This is a genomic window from Micromonospora citrea, from assembly GCF_900090315.1.
GTDB lineage: Bacteria > Actinomycetota > Actinomycetes > Mycobacteriales > Micromonosporaceae > Micromonospora > Micromonospora citrea.
The window spans coordinates 4887614-4903705 of sequence record NZ_FMHZ01000002.1 but is presented as its reverse complement, the minus strand read 5'-3'; the positions used below and the strand labels follow the sequence as shown (position 1 = coordinate 4903705).

Here is a 16092-nt window from a genome sequence, read left to right as displayed (position 1 = left end):
GGCGACGCTCCTAGGCCGGTACGACGTGGAAGAAGTGGGTCGGCAGGTGCACGGCCAGCCCCTCGTGGATCTCGGCGCAGACGGCCGGGCCGTCGGTCGCGAAGGTGCCCGGCGGCGGGGTCCCGACGCGGATGGCCGAGCGCCCGGCGTCCAGCAGGCGCGCCGCCATCGCGAAGTCGCCCACCACCGCCTCGCCCGGCGCCACCATCCGGGTACGGCTGATCTGCACGCCGTTGCGGGTCAGGTCGGCCAGCAGCGCGCCCCGCCCGAGCAGGTGGGTGTAGTAGTCCCTCGGGTTGACGATCATCGCGTGCGGGGTGGCGCCCGTCTGCTCGATCTCGTCGCAGGCGGCGAGCAGGCCGCTCAGCCAGTCGTGCCGGTACGGCAGCCGGCCGATCTCCGGGTGCCGCAGCAGGCCGCCCTCGCCGATGGTCAGCGCCTGGTTCTCGGCCGTGGCCAGGCGGACCAGCAGCCGGTAGTCGATGAAGACGGCCAGCGCCTCCGGGTCGTCGGCCAACTCCTCGGGGACGCGTACCCAGGCCCGGATCGGGTGCACGCCGGCGGTGGCGGTGCCGAACCGGAAGGCGGCCTCCCGGCGCAGGCCCGACTCGTGCACGGCCGCGGCCTCCCCGGCGTCGGGTCGGCCCTCGCACCAGAACCGCACCGGGTCCATCCCGACCGACCGCTTGCGGAACAGGTTGCGGACGGTGACCCGGGGGCGTTCCTTGGTCGGCTGGAACGCGTCGGTGATGGTGTAGTCGAAGCGCACCTCGGCGACGGCGGGGTCGTCGACGTACGCGCGGGCGAACAGCTCGCCGGGCGACAGCGTCGACGACGCGGTCGCGGGCGGCGCGACGGTGGTGGTCATGAGTCCTCCCCGATGCAGATGGCGTGCCGGATCAGCCGCTGGTAGAAGGGCTGGTGGTGGTCGTGGTACGCGCGCAGGGTGTCGTTGTTCCCGACGGTCACCGCGAAGGACTTGGCGACCGGCGAGAAGCCCGAGGTGCGTTCGACGTCGAGGTGCCACTTGCGGGTGCGCCGCCACTCGGCGCGCTCCCCCGGCGCCCAGTTCAGCGCCTCGGGGCGGAACGGCAGCCCGACCGCGGCGCACCAGGCCGCCACGGTCTCGGCGGGCCGACGCAGCAGGTCCTCGGCCCGGATCACCACCGGAGGGCGGCGCGCGGTCCGGCGGACCAGGTCGAACAGCTCCCACTGGTGCTCGAAGCCGATCTCCGGGCAGGTCACCGTGGGTTTGATCGCGTAGTGCGAGCTGATCGTGCGGGCCGGTTCCCGGACGATGAACGTGTGCGTGACGTCGGCGATCGCCTCGGGGTCGTCGAACAGGTGCCGGTACCGGTACTCCAGGGTGTCCTTGACGAAGACCGTCCGGTCCCGGCCCAGCGCGGTCAGGTGCGCGGTGACGGCGGCCGGTTCGGTCACGGTGACGGTGCCGCCGTCGGCGGTGGGCAGGTCGACGTGCCCCTCGTCGACGAGGGTCACCAGCGGCTCGTGCACGACCGTCACGTCGCCGCGGGCGATCATCATGCGCAGGAACGCGGTGGAGAGCGCGCGGGGATGCGCCCACATGGCGATCACCGGCATGCCGGGCCCCCGTACCCCCTGGGCCGCCGGGCCGGCGCGGAGCCGGGGCGGCGGACGGGCCTCACTGGGACCACCAGGTGGGCTTGCGGTCCCAGCGGTGGCCGCGCAGCCGGTCCAGCAGCCCGGCCTCCAGCGGCGCGCCGTCGCTGACCGCCAGGTTGGCGCGCACGTGCTCGACCCGGCGCATGCCGGGGATCACCGTGCTCACCGCCGGGTGGTGCAGGATGAACCGCAGCGCCAGCTCCGGCATGGTCATGCCGGGCGGCACGTCCGTGGCCAGCCGCTCGGCACGTTCCACGCTGGGCGGCAGGTTCTCCGGGCCGAAGTACGTGCTGCGCCAGTCCTCCTCCGGCCAGGTGCTGTCGGCGGTCAGCGTGCCGGTCAGCGTCCCCTCGTCGAACGGCACTCGGGCGATGATCCCGATGTCGTCGCGCTGGGCGCGCGGGAACAGCTCGTCTTCCGGCGCCTGGTCGAAGATGTTGTAGATGACCTGGACGACGTCGATCAGGCCGGTGTCGAGGGCGGCGTGGCAGTTCGTCGGCTCCCACCGGTTGACGCTGATCCCGACGCCGTCGACCACGCCCTCGCGCTTGAGGTCCGCCACGGCCTCCTGCCAGCGGCCGTCGGAGGCCCAGCGGTCCTCCCAGACGTGGAACTGGAGCAGGTCGATCCGGTCCACGCCCAGGTTCTCCAGGCTGCGGTGGGTGTACTCGCGGATGTGGTCGACCGGGAAGACGTCGTCGAGCGTGTCCTGCGGGCCGGGCGGCCACTCCCGGTTCTTCGGCGGGATCTTGGTGGCCAGGTGGAGCCGGCGGTCGGGGTGCCGGCGCACCAGGGCGCCGAGCAGCCGCTCGCTGACGCCCCGCCCGTAGACCCAGGCGGTGTCGAAGAAGTTGCAGCCCCGTTCGACCGCCTCGTCGAGGCAGGCCGGCGCGGTGTCGTAGTCCCAGCCGGTGAACCCGCCGGGCCCGCCGCCGATGCCCCACATCCCGTACCCGACCTCGCTGACCTGCCAGCCGAGCCGACCCATCCTGCGGTATCGCATCCCACTCCCTCATCCGTGCCGGTCGCCGCGCCGTGCGCGGCCGGTCAGCCTGGTCCCGCCGGCAGCAGCCGGTCGGTGTCCTGCCGCTCGTACTCACCCAGCCACGCCCGGTAGGCGTCGACGGACGGCCCGAGCCGGTGGTCGGTGAAGCCCCGGCGCCGTTCCAGCTCGGCGCAGCCGTCGCGGCGGAACAGCCGGGGGTTGTCGGTGAGCAGCGTCGCGAAGACCGCCCGCAGCCGCTGCTCGTCGGCGCCGGCGCCGGGCGGGAAGAGCGCGAGCAGCACGGCGGCGGCCCGGTCGCCGTCGGTCGCCGCCTCGCGCAGCGCCGCCACGAAACGCACGCAGCTCACCCGGGGCAGGGCGCCCGCGCCGGCCAGGGGCAGGTCGGTGAAGTCGACGCTCACCGGGTGCAGGACGTGCAGCGTGCCGCCCCACTGTCGGGGGTCGACCACGGTGGCGACGATCCGCCGGGCGGCCCAGTCCACCGGCGTCCAGTCGGAGCGGACCGGCGCGTCGGGGCGCATCCGCAGCCGGTGGCAGGCGGCCAGCAGCAGGTGGGTCAGCGCCCGGGGGTTGGGCACGCCGTCGTCGGCGGCGGGCATCACCTCGCCGAGGCGCAGCACGGTGACGGTGGCGCCGCGCCGCCGGGCCTCGGCGAGGTACCGCTCCGCCACCCACTTCGACCGGCTGTAGCCGCTGGTCGGCGCGACGGCGAGGGCCGGGTCGCAGCCCTCCGGCAGCGGTTCGGGGCGGCGGGCCGCCTCGGTGTCGAGGACGCCGAGGGTGGAGACGTGGTGCAGCGGCTTCGGCCGGCCGGTCAGGGCCAGCCGGAGCAGTTCGGCGGTGCCGAGGACGTTCGCGGCGCGGTGGGCCCGGTAGTCGAACAGGAAGTTGACCAGGGCGCCGGCGTGCAGCACGAGGTCGCAGTCGTGGGCCAGCCGGGCCCAGGCGTCCGGGTCCAGGCCGAGGGACGGCCGGGCCAGGTCGGCGGCGTACCCGCGCAGGCGCGGGGTGTGGCCGGGGCGCCACAGCCCCCGCTCGGTCAGCGCCCCGACCACGCGGGCGGTGGCCCCGGCGTCGTCGGCGGCCCGGGCGAGGCAGAGCACCCGCACGTCGGTCGTGGCGAGCAGCTCGTGCACCAGCCGCGCGCCGACGAACCCGGTGGCGCCGGTGACGAGGACGGTGCGCGGCGAGCGGCGCCAAGCCGCGGGCCGCACCGGCAGGTCGGCCGGGACGGCCGCGTCGCGCTCCACCAGCTCGGCCTCGGTCTCGGCGGATTCGGCCGCGCCCAGCCGCGCGGCGATCCTCCGGGCGAGGCGGGCGGCGGTGGGGTGGGCGAAGAGATCCTGGACGCCGACCCGGACGCGGTGGTCCGCGCCGAGCGCGGTCACCACGTCGAGGGCCTGGAGCGAGTCGCCCCCGACGTCGAGGAAGTCGGTGTCGGGGCCGAGGTCCGGCCGGCCGAGGACGCTCCGGAACACGGCCAGCACCCGGTCGGGCAGCGTACGCGCCTCGGCGCGGACGGCGGCGGCGCGCGCCCGGTCGGCGAGCGTACGGTCGAGCCAGCTCTCCAGCGCCCGCCGGTCGACCTTGCCGTTGCCGGTCAGCGGCAGCGCGTCGCGCACCACGACGTGCCGGGGAACGTGGGGCCGGGGCAGCAGCCGGCGCAGGTGCGCCCGCACCGCCGACTCGGTCACCCCCGGCTCGGCGGCGACGAAGAGGGCCAGCGACCTCGCCCTGCCCTCCCGAGCCACCAGGACCTTCGCCTGCCGTACGCCCGGCAGGCGGGTGGCGGCGGTCTCGATCTCGCCCGCCTCGATCCGGACGCCGTTGACCTTGAGCTGGAAGTCGCGCCGGCCGGCGAAGTGCAGTCGGCCGTCGGTGGCGAGGCGGCCGAGGTCTCCGGTCCGGTAGAGCCGAGGGCCGGGAACGCCGGGGAGCGGGTTGGGGACGAACACCTCGGCGGTGCGGGCCGGGTCGCCGAGGTAGCCCTCGCCGAGGCAGACCCCGCCGATGACGATCTCGCCGGTCGCGCCGGGCGGCAGCGGGCGCAGCTCGGCGTCCACCACGGCCGCGTAGCAGTTGTCGATCGGCCGGCCGATGGGGATGACGTCGCCGTCGGAGCGGGCGACGGTGTGGAAGACCATGCCGATGGAGGCCTCGGTCGGGCCGTACCCGTTGGTGGCCGACACCCCGGGCACGAGGTCGGCCAGGCGGTGCACCGCCCACGGGTCGATCTCCTCGCCGCCGACGATGACGTGCCGCAGCGTGCCGACGGCGCGGCGGGCTGCCGGGTCGCGGTCCAGCACCGACACCAGCGCGCCGAGGACGCTCGGCACGAAGTCGGTCATCGTGACGGCCTCGTCGGCGATGGTCCGGATCGTCCGCTCGACGTCGAGGAAGCCGCCCTCGACGGGCACCACCACCCGGCCGCCGGTGGTGAGCGGCCAGAACATCTGCCACACCGACGAGTCGAAGGTGTGCCGGCTGTTCTGCAGCACCACCTCCGCGCCGGTCGCGGCGAAGTAGCGGGTCATGAACCGGAACCGGTTGGCGATCCCGTCGTGCCGGTTCACCGCGCACTTGGGGGTCCCGGTGGTGCCGGAGGTGAAGATGCCGTAGATCAGGTCCCCCGGGCCGACGGGCACCCCGGGCCGGCGGCGGGTCGGGGCGACGTCGTCGAGGTCGACCGGCAGGCAGGGGACGTCCCCGGTGTCGGGGCGCGGGCCGTCGCCCCGGACCACGGCGAGCCGGGGCCGGATCACCCGCAGCGACGCGCGCAGCCGGTCGGCCGGCCAGCCGGGATCGACGGGTACGAAGGCCGCGCCGAGCTTCATCAGCGCCAGGTCGACGACGGGCAGTTCGAGGCCGTCGGCGAGGAGGACGGGCACCACGTCGCCCCGGCCGACGCCCCGGGCGGCCAGGTCGGCGGCGACGCCGTTGGCCAGGTCGTCCAGTTCGCGGTAGGTGAGCGAGCGGCCCCGGAACGACACGGCCCGGCGGTGCGGGTGCAGGTCGACGCGGCGTTCGATCATGCGGGGTACCGCCTCGAAGGGCCCGTCGTCGTGGCCGCGGCCGGCGGCGCGCTCGACCAGCGTCCGGGAGGCGGGCCCGAGGGCCGGCGCCCGCGAGGCGGGCAGCGCGGGGTCGGCGAGGAGCGCGGCGAGCAGTTCGGCGAACATCTCCGCCACGGCGGCGCCGCCGGCCGACCAGGGATCGTCGGCGGCGCAGTGCAGCACGACCGCGACGGCCTCGTCGGTGACGTCGGCGGTGAGCAGCACGGGTGGGGTGGCGGCGCCGGGCGCCGGCGCTCCGCCGTCGAGCAGCACGAGGACGTGGTCGGCGCCGTCGTGATCGGGTGCGGCGGCGCACGCGCGGACCGTGGCGCGGGCCCGCTCGCCGGGCATCCGGTGCACCTGGGCCGGCCAGGCCGGCAGGTCGAGCGCGGCAGTGCCGGTCCGGACCCGCACCGGCGCCTGGCGGCCCAGCCGGTCGAGCAGTTCCGCGGCGGCCAGGGCCGCCGTGGCCGCCCGGTCCGGCGCGGGGTGCGGCCCGGTGGCCGCCGGGCGGGTGGCGGTGTACCGGTACGTCGAGGTGTCCGAGACGGGAACCGGTGCCGCGGAACCGCTGTCGCCCGACCTCATCACGCCTCCTGTCCCGAGCCCGCGCGGCTGTCCGCTCGCAGCCGCAGGCAGAGCCGAGCCGGCCCGACGCACACCGATAGTTATCGGCGTTGGTCGATGGCCAGCCGTCGGTCATGGACACTAGAGGGCTGATCGACCGTAGGGAATATGCAACTTTCTGCTACATCGATGGCGATCGCTTACTGGAGTTCGGTCGGCCGCCGCCGGACCAGGGCCGGCCGATCGTCCGGGGAAACGGCCGGCGACCAGGCGATCCTTCGCGTACGCGCGGGCCGGCCCGGAGACCCCGCGCCGGCCGTCGCCGGACGGGGCGAACCGGCACGGGGTCGCGCGCGCCGGCCCGCGCCGCGCGGTCGAGCAGGGCGGATCACGTCCGGTAGTCGGCCGCCCCGGAACCCACCACGGGACGAACGCGGGCGGTACGGACACGCGCGGGACGGACACGCGCAGGGCGGACACGCGCAGGGACCCGACCGGGCGGGCCGGTCGGGTCCCCGCGTGCCGTCGCCCGGGCTCAGCCGCCGAGGCTCGCCGCCGCCGAGGCGATCGCCGACGCGAAGGTGCTCACCTGGGTGTAGACGCCGGGGTAGTTGGGGCGGGCGCAGCCGTTGCCCCAGCTCGTGATCCCGACCTGGATCCAGGCGTTGTTCGCGTCCCGGCGGAACATCGGGCCACCCGAGTCACCCTGGCACGTGTCGACGCCACCACTGGCGTAGCCCGCGCAGATCTCCTCGTTCGCGATGATCTGGCCGCCGTAGTACGAGTTGCAGGTGGCGTCGCTGACGAACGGCACGGTCGCCTTGCGCAGGTAGCGCTGCTGCGCGCCACCCTCCCGGGTCGCACCCCACCCGGCGACCGTGAAGGTGCCGTTGTCGTACGCCGTGCTGGTGGCGATCTTGAGGGTGGGCAGCGTGGTCACCGGGGTGGCCAGCCTAATCAGGGCCCAGTCCTTGCCGCTGCCGTTGTAGCCCGGCGCCCGGTAGACGTAGTTGGACCGCACCTGGATCCGGCTCGACGACTGGAGGTCCACCACGCCGAGGGTGGCGGTGATGCTGGTGTTCGTACCGGTCCTGCCGACGCAGTGCGCGGCGGTCAGCACCAGGCGCGGGCTGTAGAGGGCCCCGCCGCAGCCCATCGAGAGTCGGACCATGAAGGGGAACTCGCCCTGCGCGGCCAGGGTGCCGCCCACGACGTACGGGGTCACGTCGGAGGCGGGCTTGGCGTGCGCCGGCACGGCCAGGACGAACGAGCCTGCGGTGACCGCCACCAACGCGGCGGCCAACCGGCCGATGAGTCTGCGCCAACGGACCATGGGGAGCCTCCAACCTTCGCGGCGCGGGGGTCGACGCGCCGGCAACCGATGGCGGAGATCCTATGGACACCTATCGATGAACAGCAATGTCGTCGCTCATCCCGCGTCGGTCATACCGCCGCGCAGGGGATGGTGACCCGCTCGCGGGCGACCGCCCGTTTTGCGCCGGGTCGCCCCGGGTACCGCTGCCCCATGGACACGAACACGAAGGCACACCTGGTCGGCGGCCCTCGAGACGGCAGCACCATCGACGCGGGCGGCGACGCCCTCGTGGAGGTCGAGATCGACGGCATGATGCACCGCTACATCCGCACGACGCAGCGGCACGGCGAGAACGGCACGGTCTACAACTACGACGGGATGGTCGCGCCCGACGGCGGCGAGCCCGGCGTCGAGGACCCGGCCGCCCGGGTCGCCTCCCCGAAGGCGGACGCGGAGGGCCACGGCGGCAAGCACTGACCGGCGGGTCAGCCCAGCCGGGACGCGGATGAACCGCGGCCGGCCGGGTAAGCAGCCGCCGACCTGGTGGAGTGGAGAACGACCGGGTCGCGGCACCCCGCGACCGGACGCGCGGGCGGGCGGCGGCACGCCGACCCGCCCGGGCGTACGGTCAGTTGCCGCTGATCCAGTTCCAGGCGGACACGACCCACTCGGTCTGCTGGAGGTAGGCGATCCCGAGGCCGGCCAGGAAGACGGCGGTGACCAGGTGCGCCCCGCGCGCGCTGCGCCGCACCCGACCCAACTGCCGCTCCAGCACCAGCCGGCCGAGCAGCCGGGCCAGCGCGAACAGGCCGGCCGCCACCAGCAGGCTCAGCACGAAGATCAGCAGCGGCCCGGCCAGGTCGCCCCCGCCGGAGATCGCCCAGATCCCCCAGCAGACGAACGCGAAGAGCGCCCCCGCCGCGCTCCACTCGCCGCCGCGCCGAAGCTGCGCGACGTGCCAGCTCAGCGGCCGCCGGGGCGCCTGCGCGCCGGGCCAGCCCGTGCCGGTCGGCTCCTGCTCGACGACGGGGAACGGTTCGGTGCGCGGAGTCCGGGGCTGCCCCACCGAGGCAACCCCCCGCCGGTACGCGTCCCGCTGCGGCGGCACCCCGACACCGGGCTGCGGCGGCACCTCGACGGTGCGCTCGGCCCACGGCTGTGTCTGGTCGGCCATCTCGTCCCCTCCCCCTGGACCGACGGCGACCATCGGCCACCGTCCGGTTCCGAGGGTAGCCAGCCGGCAAACCGGTCGCCGATCCCGCACCGGTCGGCCGGGCCCGCGGCGGCGCGTCGCGGGCGGTACGGTCGGCTGATGGGGGACGTGGAGCGACGGCGACGCCGGCAGCGGCACTCGGGCGGCGACGCGGGCCCGACCGAGGCGCCGCAGGCGTCGACCACGGGGGTGCACGACGGCGGCGACCCACCGCGCGCCCGCCGGGGCGGCCCGGGCGACGAGGGCGATCGCGGCCTGCGCGGCCTGGTCGGCTCCGGCTCCTCCCAGGTCAGCGTGACCGCCGCGATGCGGGCCCGCGACGCTGCCCGACCCACCGACGAGGACCTGGCCCGGGCCGAGGAACGCGTGGTGATCATCCGCCGGAACTGGACCCCCCGCGAGGACCTGCCCCGCCGCTGAGTTGCGACGGCGCCCGCGCCGACCCGCCCGCCCGGCGGAACCGGCCCGTGCGCGCCCCCGGTGCGCGGCTGCTCAGCCCGTGGCTCGGGCGGCCGCGAGCCGGGCGGGGCGTCGCCCCGCCCGGTGCCGCGGCTCAGGGCAGGTCGGGGAGCTGGCGGGTGCGCTCGTAGTCGGCCATCTGGCCGATCCGGCGGGCGTGCCGCTCGTTGCCCGAGAACGGGGTGGTCAGGAACGCCTCGACGATGGCGGTCGCCTCGTCCAGGGTGTGCTGGCGGGCGCCGACCGCGACGACGTTGGCGTCGTTGTGCTCGCGGGCGAGCTGGGCGGTGTCGACGTTCCAGGCGAGGGCCGCCCGGACGCCGGGCACCTTGTTCGCGGCGATCTGCTCGCCGTTGCCGGAGCCGCCGATGACCACCCCGAGGCTGCCGGCGTCCGCCACCACCCGGTCACCGGTGTGCAGGCAGAAGGCCGGGTAGTCGTCGTCCGGGTCGAAGGCGTGCGGGCCGACGTCGACGACGTCGTACCCCTCCTTGGTCAGGTGGTTGACCAGGTGCACCTTCAACTCGAAGCCGGCGTGGTCGGATCCCAGGTAGACGCGCATACCGCGCAGTCTCTCAGGGCACGCGCCCGGGACGCCGCGCGGGCGGCGCCCCGGGGCGGATTCGTCACAACTCAGCGGGACAGCTCGGCGACCACCAGGCCGCCGCGCGCCTTCGGCGTGAACCAGGTGCTCTTGCGTGGCATCTTCTCCCGCGCCAGGTTGACGGCCACGAAGTCGTCCACCGTCACCGGGGCGATCAGGACGGCCAGCTCGGCCCGGCCCGCGTCGACCTCGCCGGTCAGCCAGCTCGCCGGGTAGTCGCCGCCGACGTAGGTGATCCGCTTGTCGCCCGGGTCGAGCCCGAGGGCGTCGCGCAGCAGCAGCCGCTCGACCAGCGCGTGGTCCAGGTTCTCCAGCCGGCCGCCGCCGACGTGCGGCAGGGTGACCGCGTATCCCCGGCCGGGCAGCCGGAGGTGGACGGTGCCGCCGGCCGCCGGGACCTCGACCGGGCCGTCGAGGTCGGTGATCTCGGCGCCGGCGGCGCGGAGCCGGTCGAGCAGCTCGTCGGCGGTGGTGGTCAGCTCGCTGACGAGACGGTTGTAGGGCTGGATCGCCACCGACGCCGGAGTGGTGATCACCGACAGGAAGCGCGGCAGCCCGCCGGTCTGCGCGGCGAGGCTGCGGTGGTTGCCGTCGGCCACGACCAGCTCGCCGCCGCCCGCGAGGGCGGTCAGCTCGTCCTGCTGCGGGCCGGGGCCGAGCAGCCAGATGGCATGGGTGCGACCGGCCTGGTCGGTGTCGGTCGCCGCGGGCGCCCCGGCCGCGTCGGTCGCCGCCGCGAGCGCGGCGTGCAGCTCGTCGCCGCGCCCGGTCTGGAGCAGGAGTACGGGCGAGAGCAGGTGGCCCAGCGCCTCGGCCAGCGCCACCCGCTCCCGCACCTTGGCGATGAAGACGTCCTCGTTGCGGATGACCAGGCCGGGCTCGTCGGCCCGGGTGGAGATCTGGTCGGTGTCGGTCATGGCCCAGAGCCCGTACGCCGTCTCCTCCCCCGGCGCGCTGATCCGGTAGAGGACCACGACCTGCTCGGCGGGGGTGTAGCTGCCGTCGGCCTTGGCCTCGGCGAGGCGGGCCACCGCGTCGGGCAGGGCGTCGAGGAAGGACTTGCCCAGGCTTTCCGGGGCCCGGTGCGGCATCTCGATGCCGAGGGCACTGTGCGGGTTCGCCTCGATGATCGCGGTGATCTCCGCGTCGTCGGCGAACTCGTCGTAGTTCTGCGCGCCGGTGCCGCCAGTGGTGATCCAGGCCCGGGCGATCGGATGCACGACCGTCATGTGCGATCACGCTACCGGCGGCGGAGGTCCCGGCGTCGCCGGACCCGCGTGACGTCCATCAGGTGAAAGCGCGGCCGGGCCGGAGCGGCGCCGGACGGGAGTGGCTACTTCGCCGGCAGGCGGTGCCGGCCGCCCGACGCGGGGGCGTTCGCCGACCGCCGGCCCGACCCGCCCGCCCCGGCGGGCACGACCGCCCGCGGCCCGGCCGCCGGCCGGTGCTCGGCGGGGGCGTTGCGCCGGTGCTCGGCGGGGGCGAGCAGGTGCTCGACCGGCGCGTTGCGCCGGTGCTCGGGCGGCGGGGTGAGCCGGGAGGTGACCGGCACCCGGGCGACCCCGACCACGATCGGCGGGGCGAGCAGGTCCGCCATGTGCGCGGGCAGATCGGGGCGGACCACCGGCCAGCGGGAGTCGTCGACCGACCAGTACGCCGGCTGCGGGCGCTCGGTCACCTCCTCCCCGGTCGACTGGTCGTCAGCGGACGCACGGTGCTTGGCCATCGGGATTGCCTCCACGAGCTGCGGGGTGCGGCCCTGCGGGTCGCTGCGGCGGACACCGAAGAGAACGAGTCCGCCGGTCCCCCGGTGACGCCGGAGTACGGCAGGTCGCCGCGGCGCGGCGCCCGACGACGAGCGCCCTGCCGGCCCGGGGTGCCGTGCGGGCCGGTGCGACCGTGCGGACCGATGCCGCCGTGCAGTCGGCGCCGCGTGGGCAGGCGCCGTGCGTCGGGTGCGGGCCCGGCGCACGGCCGCCGACGCGGATCAGTCGAAGATGGGGCCGAGCTCCCGGGAGCGCTTGAGCTCGTAGAAGCCCGGGGTGCCGGCGACCAGCAGGACGCCGTCCCACAGCCGACCGGCCGCCTCGCCCTTCGGGGCCGGGGTGACCACCGGGCCGAAGAAGGCGACCGTGCCGCCGTCCGGGCCGGGCGCGTGGATCACCGGGGTGCCGACGTCGGTGCCGACCGGCCGCATGCCGGCCTCGTGGCTGGCCCGCAGCGCCTCGTCGTGACCGGCGCTCTCGGCGGCGTCCGCCAGCGCCGGGTCGAGCCCGGCGTCGGCCAGCGCGGCCGCGAACAGCTCCGGCGAGAGCTTCTCCTGCCCGAGGTGGATCCGGGTGCCCAGCGCGGTGTAGAGCTTGCGGACGGCGTCGCGGCCGTACCGCTGCTCCACCGCGACGCAGACCCGCACCGGGCCCCAGCCCGTACGCATCAGCTCCTGGTACTGCTCGGGCAGCTCCCGGCCCTCGTTGAGCACCGACAGGCTCATCACGTGGAAGCGGACGTCCACCTCCCGGACCTGCTCGACCTCCAGCAGCCAGCGGGAGGTGATCCACGCCCACGGGCAGATGGGGTCGAACCACATGTCTACGGCGACACGCTCGCTCACGATGGATCCCTTCACGACCAGGGCGCCGGCCTCTGGCGCCATGCTGCGATCTTCACCCCGGCGGGCATCGACCGGCACCGGAATGAGAGCGTGACCTCGCCCACCGCGGGGTGTTCGTGCATGGAAGACTCGAATCCGGCCGTCACGAGCGGTCGGTGACGACGCCAACGAGGCGTACGGCGAGACGGGATGGAGACGAACAGTGCCGGGAGTGCGCAACCTGACGCAGGTCGAGGCCACCGAGCGGGCCCGCCTGCTCGACGTGACCGGGTACGACATCAGTCTGGACCTCTCGACCGCCGTGCGGGCGGCCGAGGGTCGCACCTTCCGATCGACCACCGAGGTCCGGTTCCGGTGCACCGAGCCCGGCGCGAGCACGTTCATCGAGGTCGCCGCCGACTCGGTACGATCCGCGACCCTGAACGGCGCCCCGGTGGACCTCGGCGACTGGTCGGCCGAGAAGGGGCTCACGCTGACCGGGCTGGCCAGCGAGAACACGCTGGTGGTCGACGCGGACTTCGCGTACTCGAACAGCGGGCAGGGCCTGCACCGCACCGTCGACCCGGTCGACGGCGAGACCTACCTCTACAGCCAGTTCGAGACGGCCGACGCCCAGCGCGTCTTCGCCTGCTTCGACCAGCCCGACCTGAAGAGCGTCTACACCTGGCACGCCACCGTTCCGGACCACTGGAAGGTGGTCTCCAACATGCCGGTGGAGCGCGAGGAGGCGGCCGGCGAGGGCCTCAAGACCGTGCACTTCGCCACCTCGGTGCGGATGAGCACCTACATCACCGCCCTCTGCGCCGGGCCGTACCACGAGGTGCGCGACAGCCACGACGGCATCGACCTGGGTGCGTACTGCCGGGCCTCGATGGCGCAGTACATGGACTCCGACGACCTGTTCCTGATCACCAAGCAGGGCTTCGACTTCTTCCACGAGCAGTTCGGCGTGCGCTACCCGCTGCCCAAGTACGACCAGCTCTGGGTGCCCGACTTCAACGCCGGCGCGATGGAGAACTTCGGCTGCGTCACCCACGCCGAGGCGCACTACATCTTCCGGTCCCAGGTCACCGACTTCGAGTACGAGCAGCGGGCCAACACGATCCTGCACGAGCTGGCCCACATGTGGTTCGGCGACCTGGTGACCATGCGTTGGTGGAACGACCTGTGGCTGAACGAGTCGTTCGCCGAGTGGGCCAGCCACTGGTGCAACACCCACGCCACCCGCTTCTCCGAGGCGTGGACGACCTTCCTGTCGATCCGCAAGAACTGGGGCTACCGGCAGGACCAGCTCTCCTCCACCCACCCGGTCTACTGCGAGATGCCGGACCTGGAGGCCGTCGAGGTCAACTTCGACGGCATCACCTACGCCAAGGGCGCCAGCGTGCTCAAGCAGCTGGTCGCGTACGTGGGCGAGGAGCCGTTCCTGGCCGGGCTGCGGGCCTACTTCGGCAAGCACGCGTGGGGCAACGCCACCTTCGACGACCTGCTCTCCGAGCTGGAGGCCGCCTCCGGCCGGGAGCTGCGCAAGTTCGCCGCGCAGTGGCTGGAGACCGCGCAGGTCAACACGCTGCGGCCGGTGGTGGCGGTCGGCGCCGACGGCACCTACGAGAGCGTCGTGGTGCGCCAGGAGGCGCCGGCGGCGCACCCGACGCTGCGCACGCACCGGATCGGCGTCGGCCTCTACGACCTGACCGACGGCCGGCTCGTCCGCCGCGAGCGCGTCGAGGTGGACGTCGCCGGCGACCGGACGGAGCTGACCGAGCTGCGCGGCGTCCGCGCCGCCGACGTGCTGCTGCTCAACGACGACGACCTCACCTACGCCAAGCTGCGGCTGGACGTGGGGTCGATGTCCACCGTGGTGCAGCACATCGCCGGGCTCGAGTCGTCGCTGGCCCGCGCGCTGTGCTGGACGGCCGCCTGGGACATGACCCGGGACGCCGAGCTGGCCGCCCGCGACTACGTGGCGCTGGTGCTGGCCGGGCTGCCCGCCGAGACCGACATCAACCTGGTCACGGCGACGCTGCGGCAGGCCACCACCACGCTCACCTACTACGCCGACCCGGCCTGGGCGCCGACCGGCTGGGCGGAGCTGGCCCGCACCGCCCGCACGGCGCTGGCCGCCGCGGAACCGGGCAGCGGCTTCCAGCTCGCCTGGGCGCGGGGGTACGCCTCGGCGGCCCGCTCCGCCGAGGACCTGGCGGCGCTGCGCGGCTGGCTGGCCGGCACCGGCGTCCCGGCCGGCCTGACCATCGACACCGAGCTGCGCTGGACGGTGCTGCAGGCGCTGGTCGCCAACGGCGCGGCCGGCCCCGACGAGATCGAGGCGGAGCTGGCCACGGACCGGACGGCCAGCGGCGACCGGAAGGCCGCGCACGCGCACGCGCTGGTGCCGACGGCGGAGAACAAGGCCGCCGTGTGGGCGCTGCTGACCGGCCCGGAGGCGCTGCCGAACTGGCGGCACCGGGCGTTGCTGCAGGGCTTCGTCCACCCCGCGCAGGTCGAGCTGGTCGCGCCGTACCGGGAGAAGTACTTCGCCGTGGTGGGCCAGGTCTGGGCCGGCCGGGACAGCGAGCCGGCGCAGGAGTTCGCGCAGCAGGCGTACCCGGCCTACCTGGTGGACGACGAGACGGTGGCCGCCACCGACGCGTGGCTGGCCGGCGAGGGTCACCCGGCGTCGCTGCGCCGGCTGGTCGCCGAGGGCCGCGACGGCGTCGTCCGCGCCCTCGCCGCCCGCGCGAAGGACAGCCAGAGCGCCTGACCGGGAGTATGCGGCCGGGGCCGGCGCGGGCGGAAGCCCGCGGCCGGCCCCGCCGCATCGGGGCCGTGGGCGTCGCCGGCCGCGAAAAGACGACACCCGGCCCGCCGAGGCGGACCGGGTGTCGTCGTCGTACGGGTCGGGGTCAGCCCTGGCCGGCGTGGCTGGCGAGCTGGTCGAGGCCGTTGATGATGCCGCCGGCGAGGTCGCCACCGCCGAAGGCCGCCACCATCGAGAGGGCGGCGAGGCGGGCGTACGTGTCGGGGATGCGCTTGCGGGCGTGCCGACCGGTGACGATCTCCAACTGCCGCTGGTTGGGCGACACCGCGATCAGCACCGACCGGTCGGGCTCGGCGAGCTGGCGGTGCAGCCGCTCGGCGTGCTGCCGGACCGGCTCGTCGAGGCCGCCGACGAACACCGAGAAGACCAGCCCGGTGCCCTGGTCGGCCAGGCGCAGGGCCTCGTCGATGCGCAGCAGCTGGCGGGTCGAGAACGGCCCGTCCAGCACCTCGGGCGGGTTGCCCGCGCCGGTCTGCTTCTCACCAACGGTCACTTGCGCCTCCGGTTCCACCGGCCGGCGGCTCGATGCCGGCCCGCTCAAGCTTGTGGCTGGTCAGCGCCGGCGCCTGCGCGCCCGCCGCCAGCGCGGTGCCGGCCGAGTCGGCCAGCTGCTCCGGGCGGCCCAGGAACCAGACCGGAGTGAAGTCGAAGGGCCGGCCCGGCCGGTAGCGCTTGGCGCCGCCACCGCCGCCGCCACGGCTGCCGGCGTACGCCAGACCGGCGATCACCAGCACCGCGGCCGCCGGGATGCCGACGAAGACCAGCAACGTCTCGGTTACAGACAATCCCAACGCCCCCAGGC

15 protein-coding genes are annotated in these 16092 nt (G+C 74.8%); 3 read left to right on the top strand and 12 right to left on the bottom strand.

The window, feature by feature from the left end; translation table 11 throughout:
* Positions 1-10: 10 nt before the first annotated feature.
* From GA0070606_RS22530 to GA0070606_RS22510, 5 genes are all read right to left on the bottom strand, one after another.
* The gene (locus GA0070606_RS22530; RefSeq protein ID WP_091103905.1) at positions 11-868 is read right to left on the bottom strand and encodes a family 3 encapsulin nanocompartment shell protein; all 858 of its coding nucleotides are present in this window, start codon (positions 866-868) and stop codon (positions 11-13) included.
* Positions 865-1602 carry a sulfotransferase-like domain-containing protein gene (locus GA0070606_RS22525; RefSeq protein ID WP_091103902.1) on the bottom strand — a complete coding sequence of 246 codons (738 nt, stop codon included), beginning with the start codon at positions 1600-1602 and terminating at the stop codon, positions 865-867. Before GA0070606_RS22525 ends, GA0070606_RS22530 begins: the two co-directional genes overlap by 4 nt.
* Before the next feature lie 61 nt (positions 1603-1663).
* Complete coding sequence (locus GA0070606_RS22520; RefSeq protein WP_091103900.1) at positions 1664-2647, bottom strand: aldo/keto reductase; 984 nt, start codon at positions 2645-2647, stop codon at positions 1664-1666.
* 44 nt (positions 2648-2691) lie between these two features.
* Entirely contained in the window at positions 2692-6291 is a 3600-nt protein-coding gene (locus GA0070606_RS22515) for a non-ribosomal peptide synthetase (protein WP_091103897.1), read from the bottom strand.
* Between the two features lie 514 nt (positions 6292-6805).
* Entirely contained in the window at positions 6806-7603 is a 798-nt protein-coding gene (locus tag GA0070606_RS22510) for a S1 family peptidase (protein ID WP_091103895.1), read from the bottom strand.
* A 192-nt stretch (positions 7604-7795) separates the two neighbouring features.
* Here GA0070606_RS22510 and GA0070606_RS22505 point away from each other — a divergent pair, with 192 nt between their 5' ends.
* On the top strand, positions 7796-8062 hold the full coding sequence (locus GA0070606_RS22505; RefSeq protein ID WP_091103892.1) for a hypothetical protein: 267 nt from the start codon (positions 7796-7798) through the stop codon (positions 8060-8062).
* A 151-nt stretch (positions 8063-8213) separates the two neighbouring features.
* Here the strand turns inward: GA0070606_RS22505 and GA0070606_RS22500 are convergent, their stop codons facing one another.
* Entirely contained in the window at positions 8214-8759 is a 546-nt protein-coding gene (locus tag GA0070606_RS22500) for a hypothetical protein (protein ID WP_091103888.1), read from the bottom strand.
* A gap of 138 nt (positions 8760-8897) precedes the next feature.
* Between GA0070606_RS22500 and GA0070606_RS22495 the strand changes: the two genes are divergently transcribed.
* Positions 8898-9218 (top strand): hypothetical protein, encoded by a 321-nt coding sequence (locus GA0070606_RS22495; RefSeq protein WP_091103885.1) that lies wholly within the window; start codon positions 8898-8900, stop codon positions 9216-9218.
* A 133-nt stretch (positions 9219-9351) separates the two neighbouring features.
* Here GA0070606_RS22495 and GA0070606_RS22490 read toward each other — a convergent pair whose 3' ends face one another.
* The 4 genes from GA0070606_RS22490 to GA0070606_RS22475 all read right to left on the bottom strand — a co-directional run bounded on the left by GA0070606_RS22490 (position 9352) and on the right by GA0070606_RS22475 (position 12472).
* Positions 9352-9819, bottom strand: a complete 468-nt coding sequence (locus tag GA0070606_RS22490; protein ID WP_091103883.1) for a ribose-5-phosphate isomerase — start codon at positions 9817-9819, stop codon at positions 9352-9354.
* A 71-nt stretch (positions 9820-9890) separates the two neighbouring features.
* Positions 9891-11090 carry a DUF1015 family protein gene (locus tag GA0070606_RS22485; RefSeq protein WP_091103880.1) on the bottom strand — a complete coding sequence of 400 codons (1200 nt, stop codon included), beginning with the start codon at positions 11088-11090 and terminating at the stop codon, positions 9891-9893.
* Between the two features lie 104 nt (positions 11091-11194).
* Positions 11195-11587 carry a hypothetical protein gene (locus GA0070606_RS22480; protein WP_091103877.1) on the bottom strand — a complete coding sequence of 131 codons (393 nt, stop codon included), beginning with the start codon at positions 11585-11587 and terminating at the stop codon, positions 11195-11197.
* 261 nt (positions 11588-11848) lie between these two features.
* Entirely contained in the window at positions 11849-12472 is a 624-nt protein-coding gene (locus tag GA0070606_RS22475; RefSeq protein ID WP_091108038.1) for a mycothiol-dependent nitroreductase Rv2466c family protein, read from the bottom strand.
* 211 nt (positions 12473-12683) lie between these two features.
* Between GA0070606_RS22475 and pepN the strand changes: the two genes are divergently transcribed.
* Positions 12684-15233: an aminopeptidase N gene (gene pepN, locus GA0070606_RS22470; RefSeq protein WP_091103875.1), complete on the top strand. Its 2550-nt coding sequence runs from the start codon at positions 12684-12686 to the stop codon at positions 15231-15233.
* Between the two features lie 142 nt (positions 15234-15375).
* On the opposite strand, the gene GA0070606_RS22465 is transcribed toward pepN, so the two are convergent.
* On the bottom strand, positions 15376-15783 hold the full coding sequence (locus GA0070606_RS22465) for a DUF5130 family protein (protein ID WP_091103872.1): 408 nt from the start codon (positions 15781-15783) through the stop codon (positions 15376-15378).
* Positions 15770-16075 carry an aa3-type cytochrome oxidase subunit CtaJ gene (gene ctaJ / locus GA0070606_RS22460; protein ID WP_452275566.1) on the bottom strand — a complete coding sequence of 102 codons (306 nt, stop codon included), beginning with the start codon at positions 16073-16075 and terminating at the stop codon, positions 15770-15772. Before ctaJ ends, GA0070606_RS22465 begins: the two co-directional genes overlap by 14 nt.
* Positions 16076-16092 lie beyond the last annotated feature (17 nt).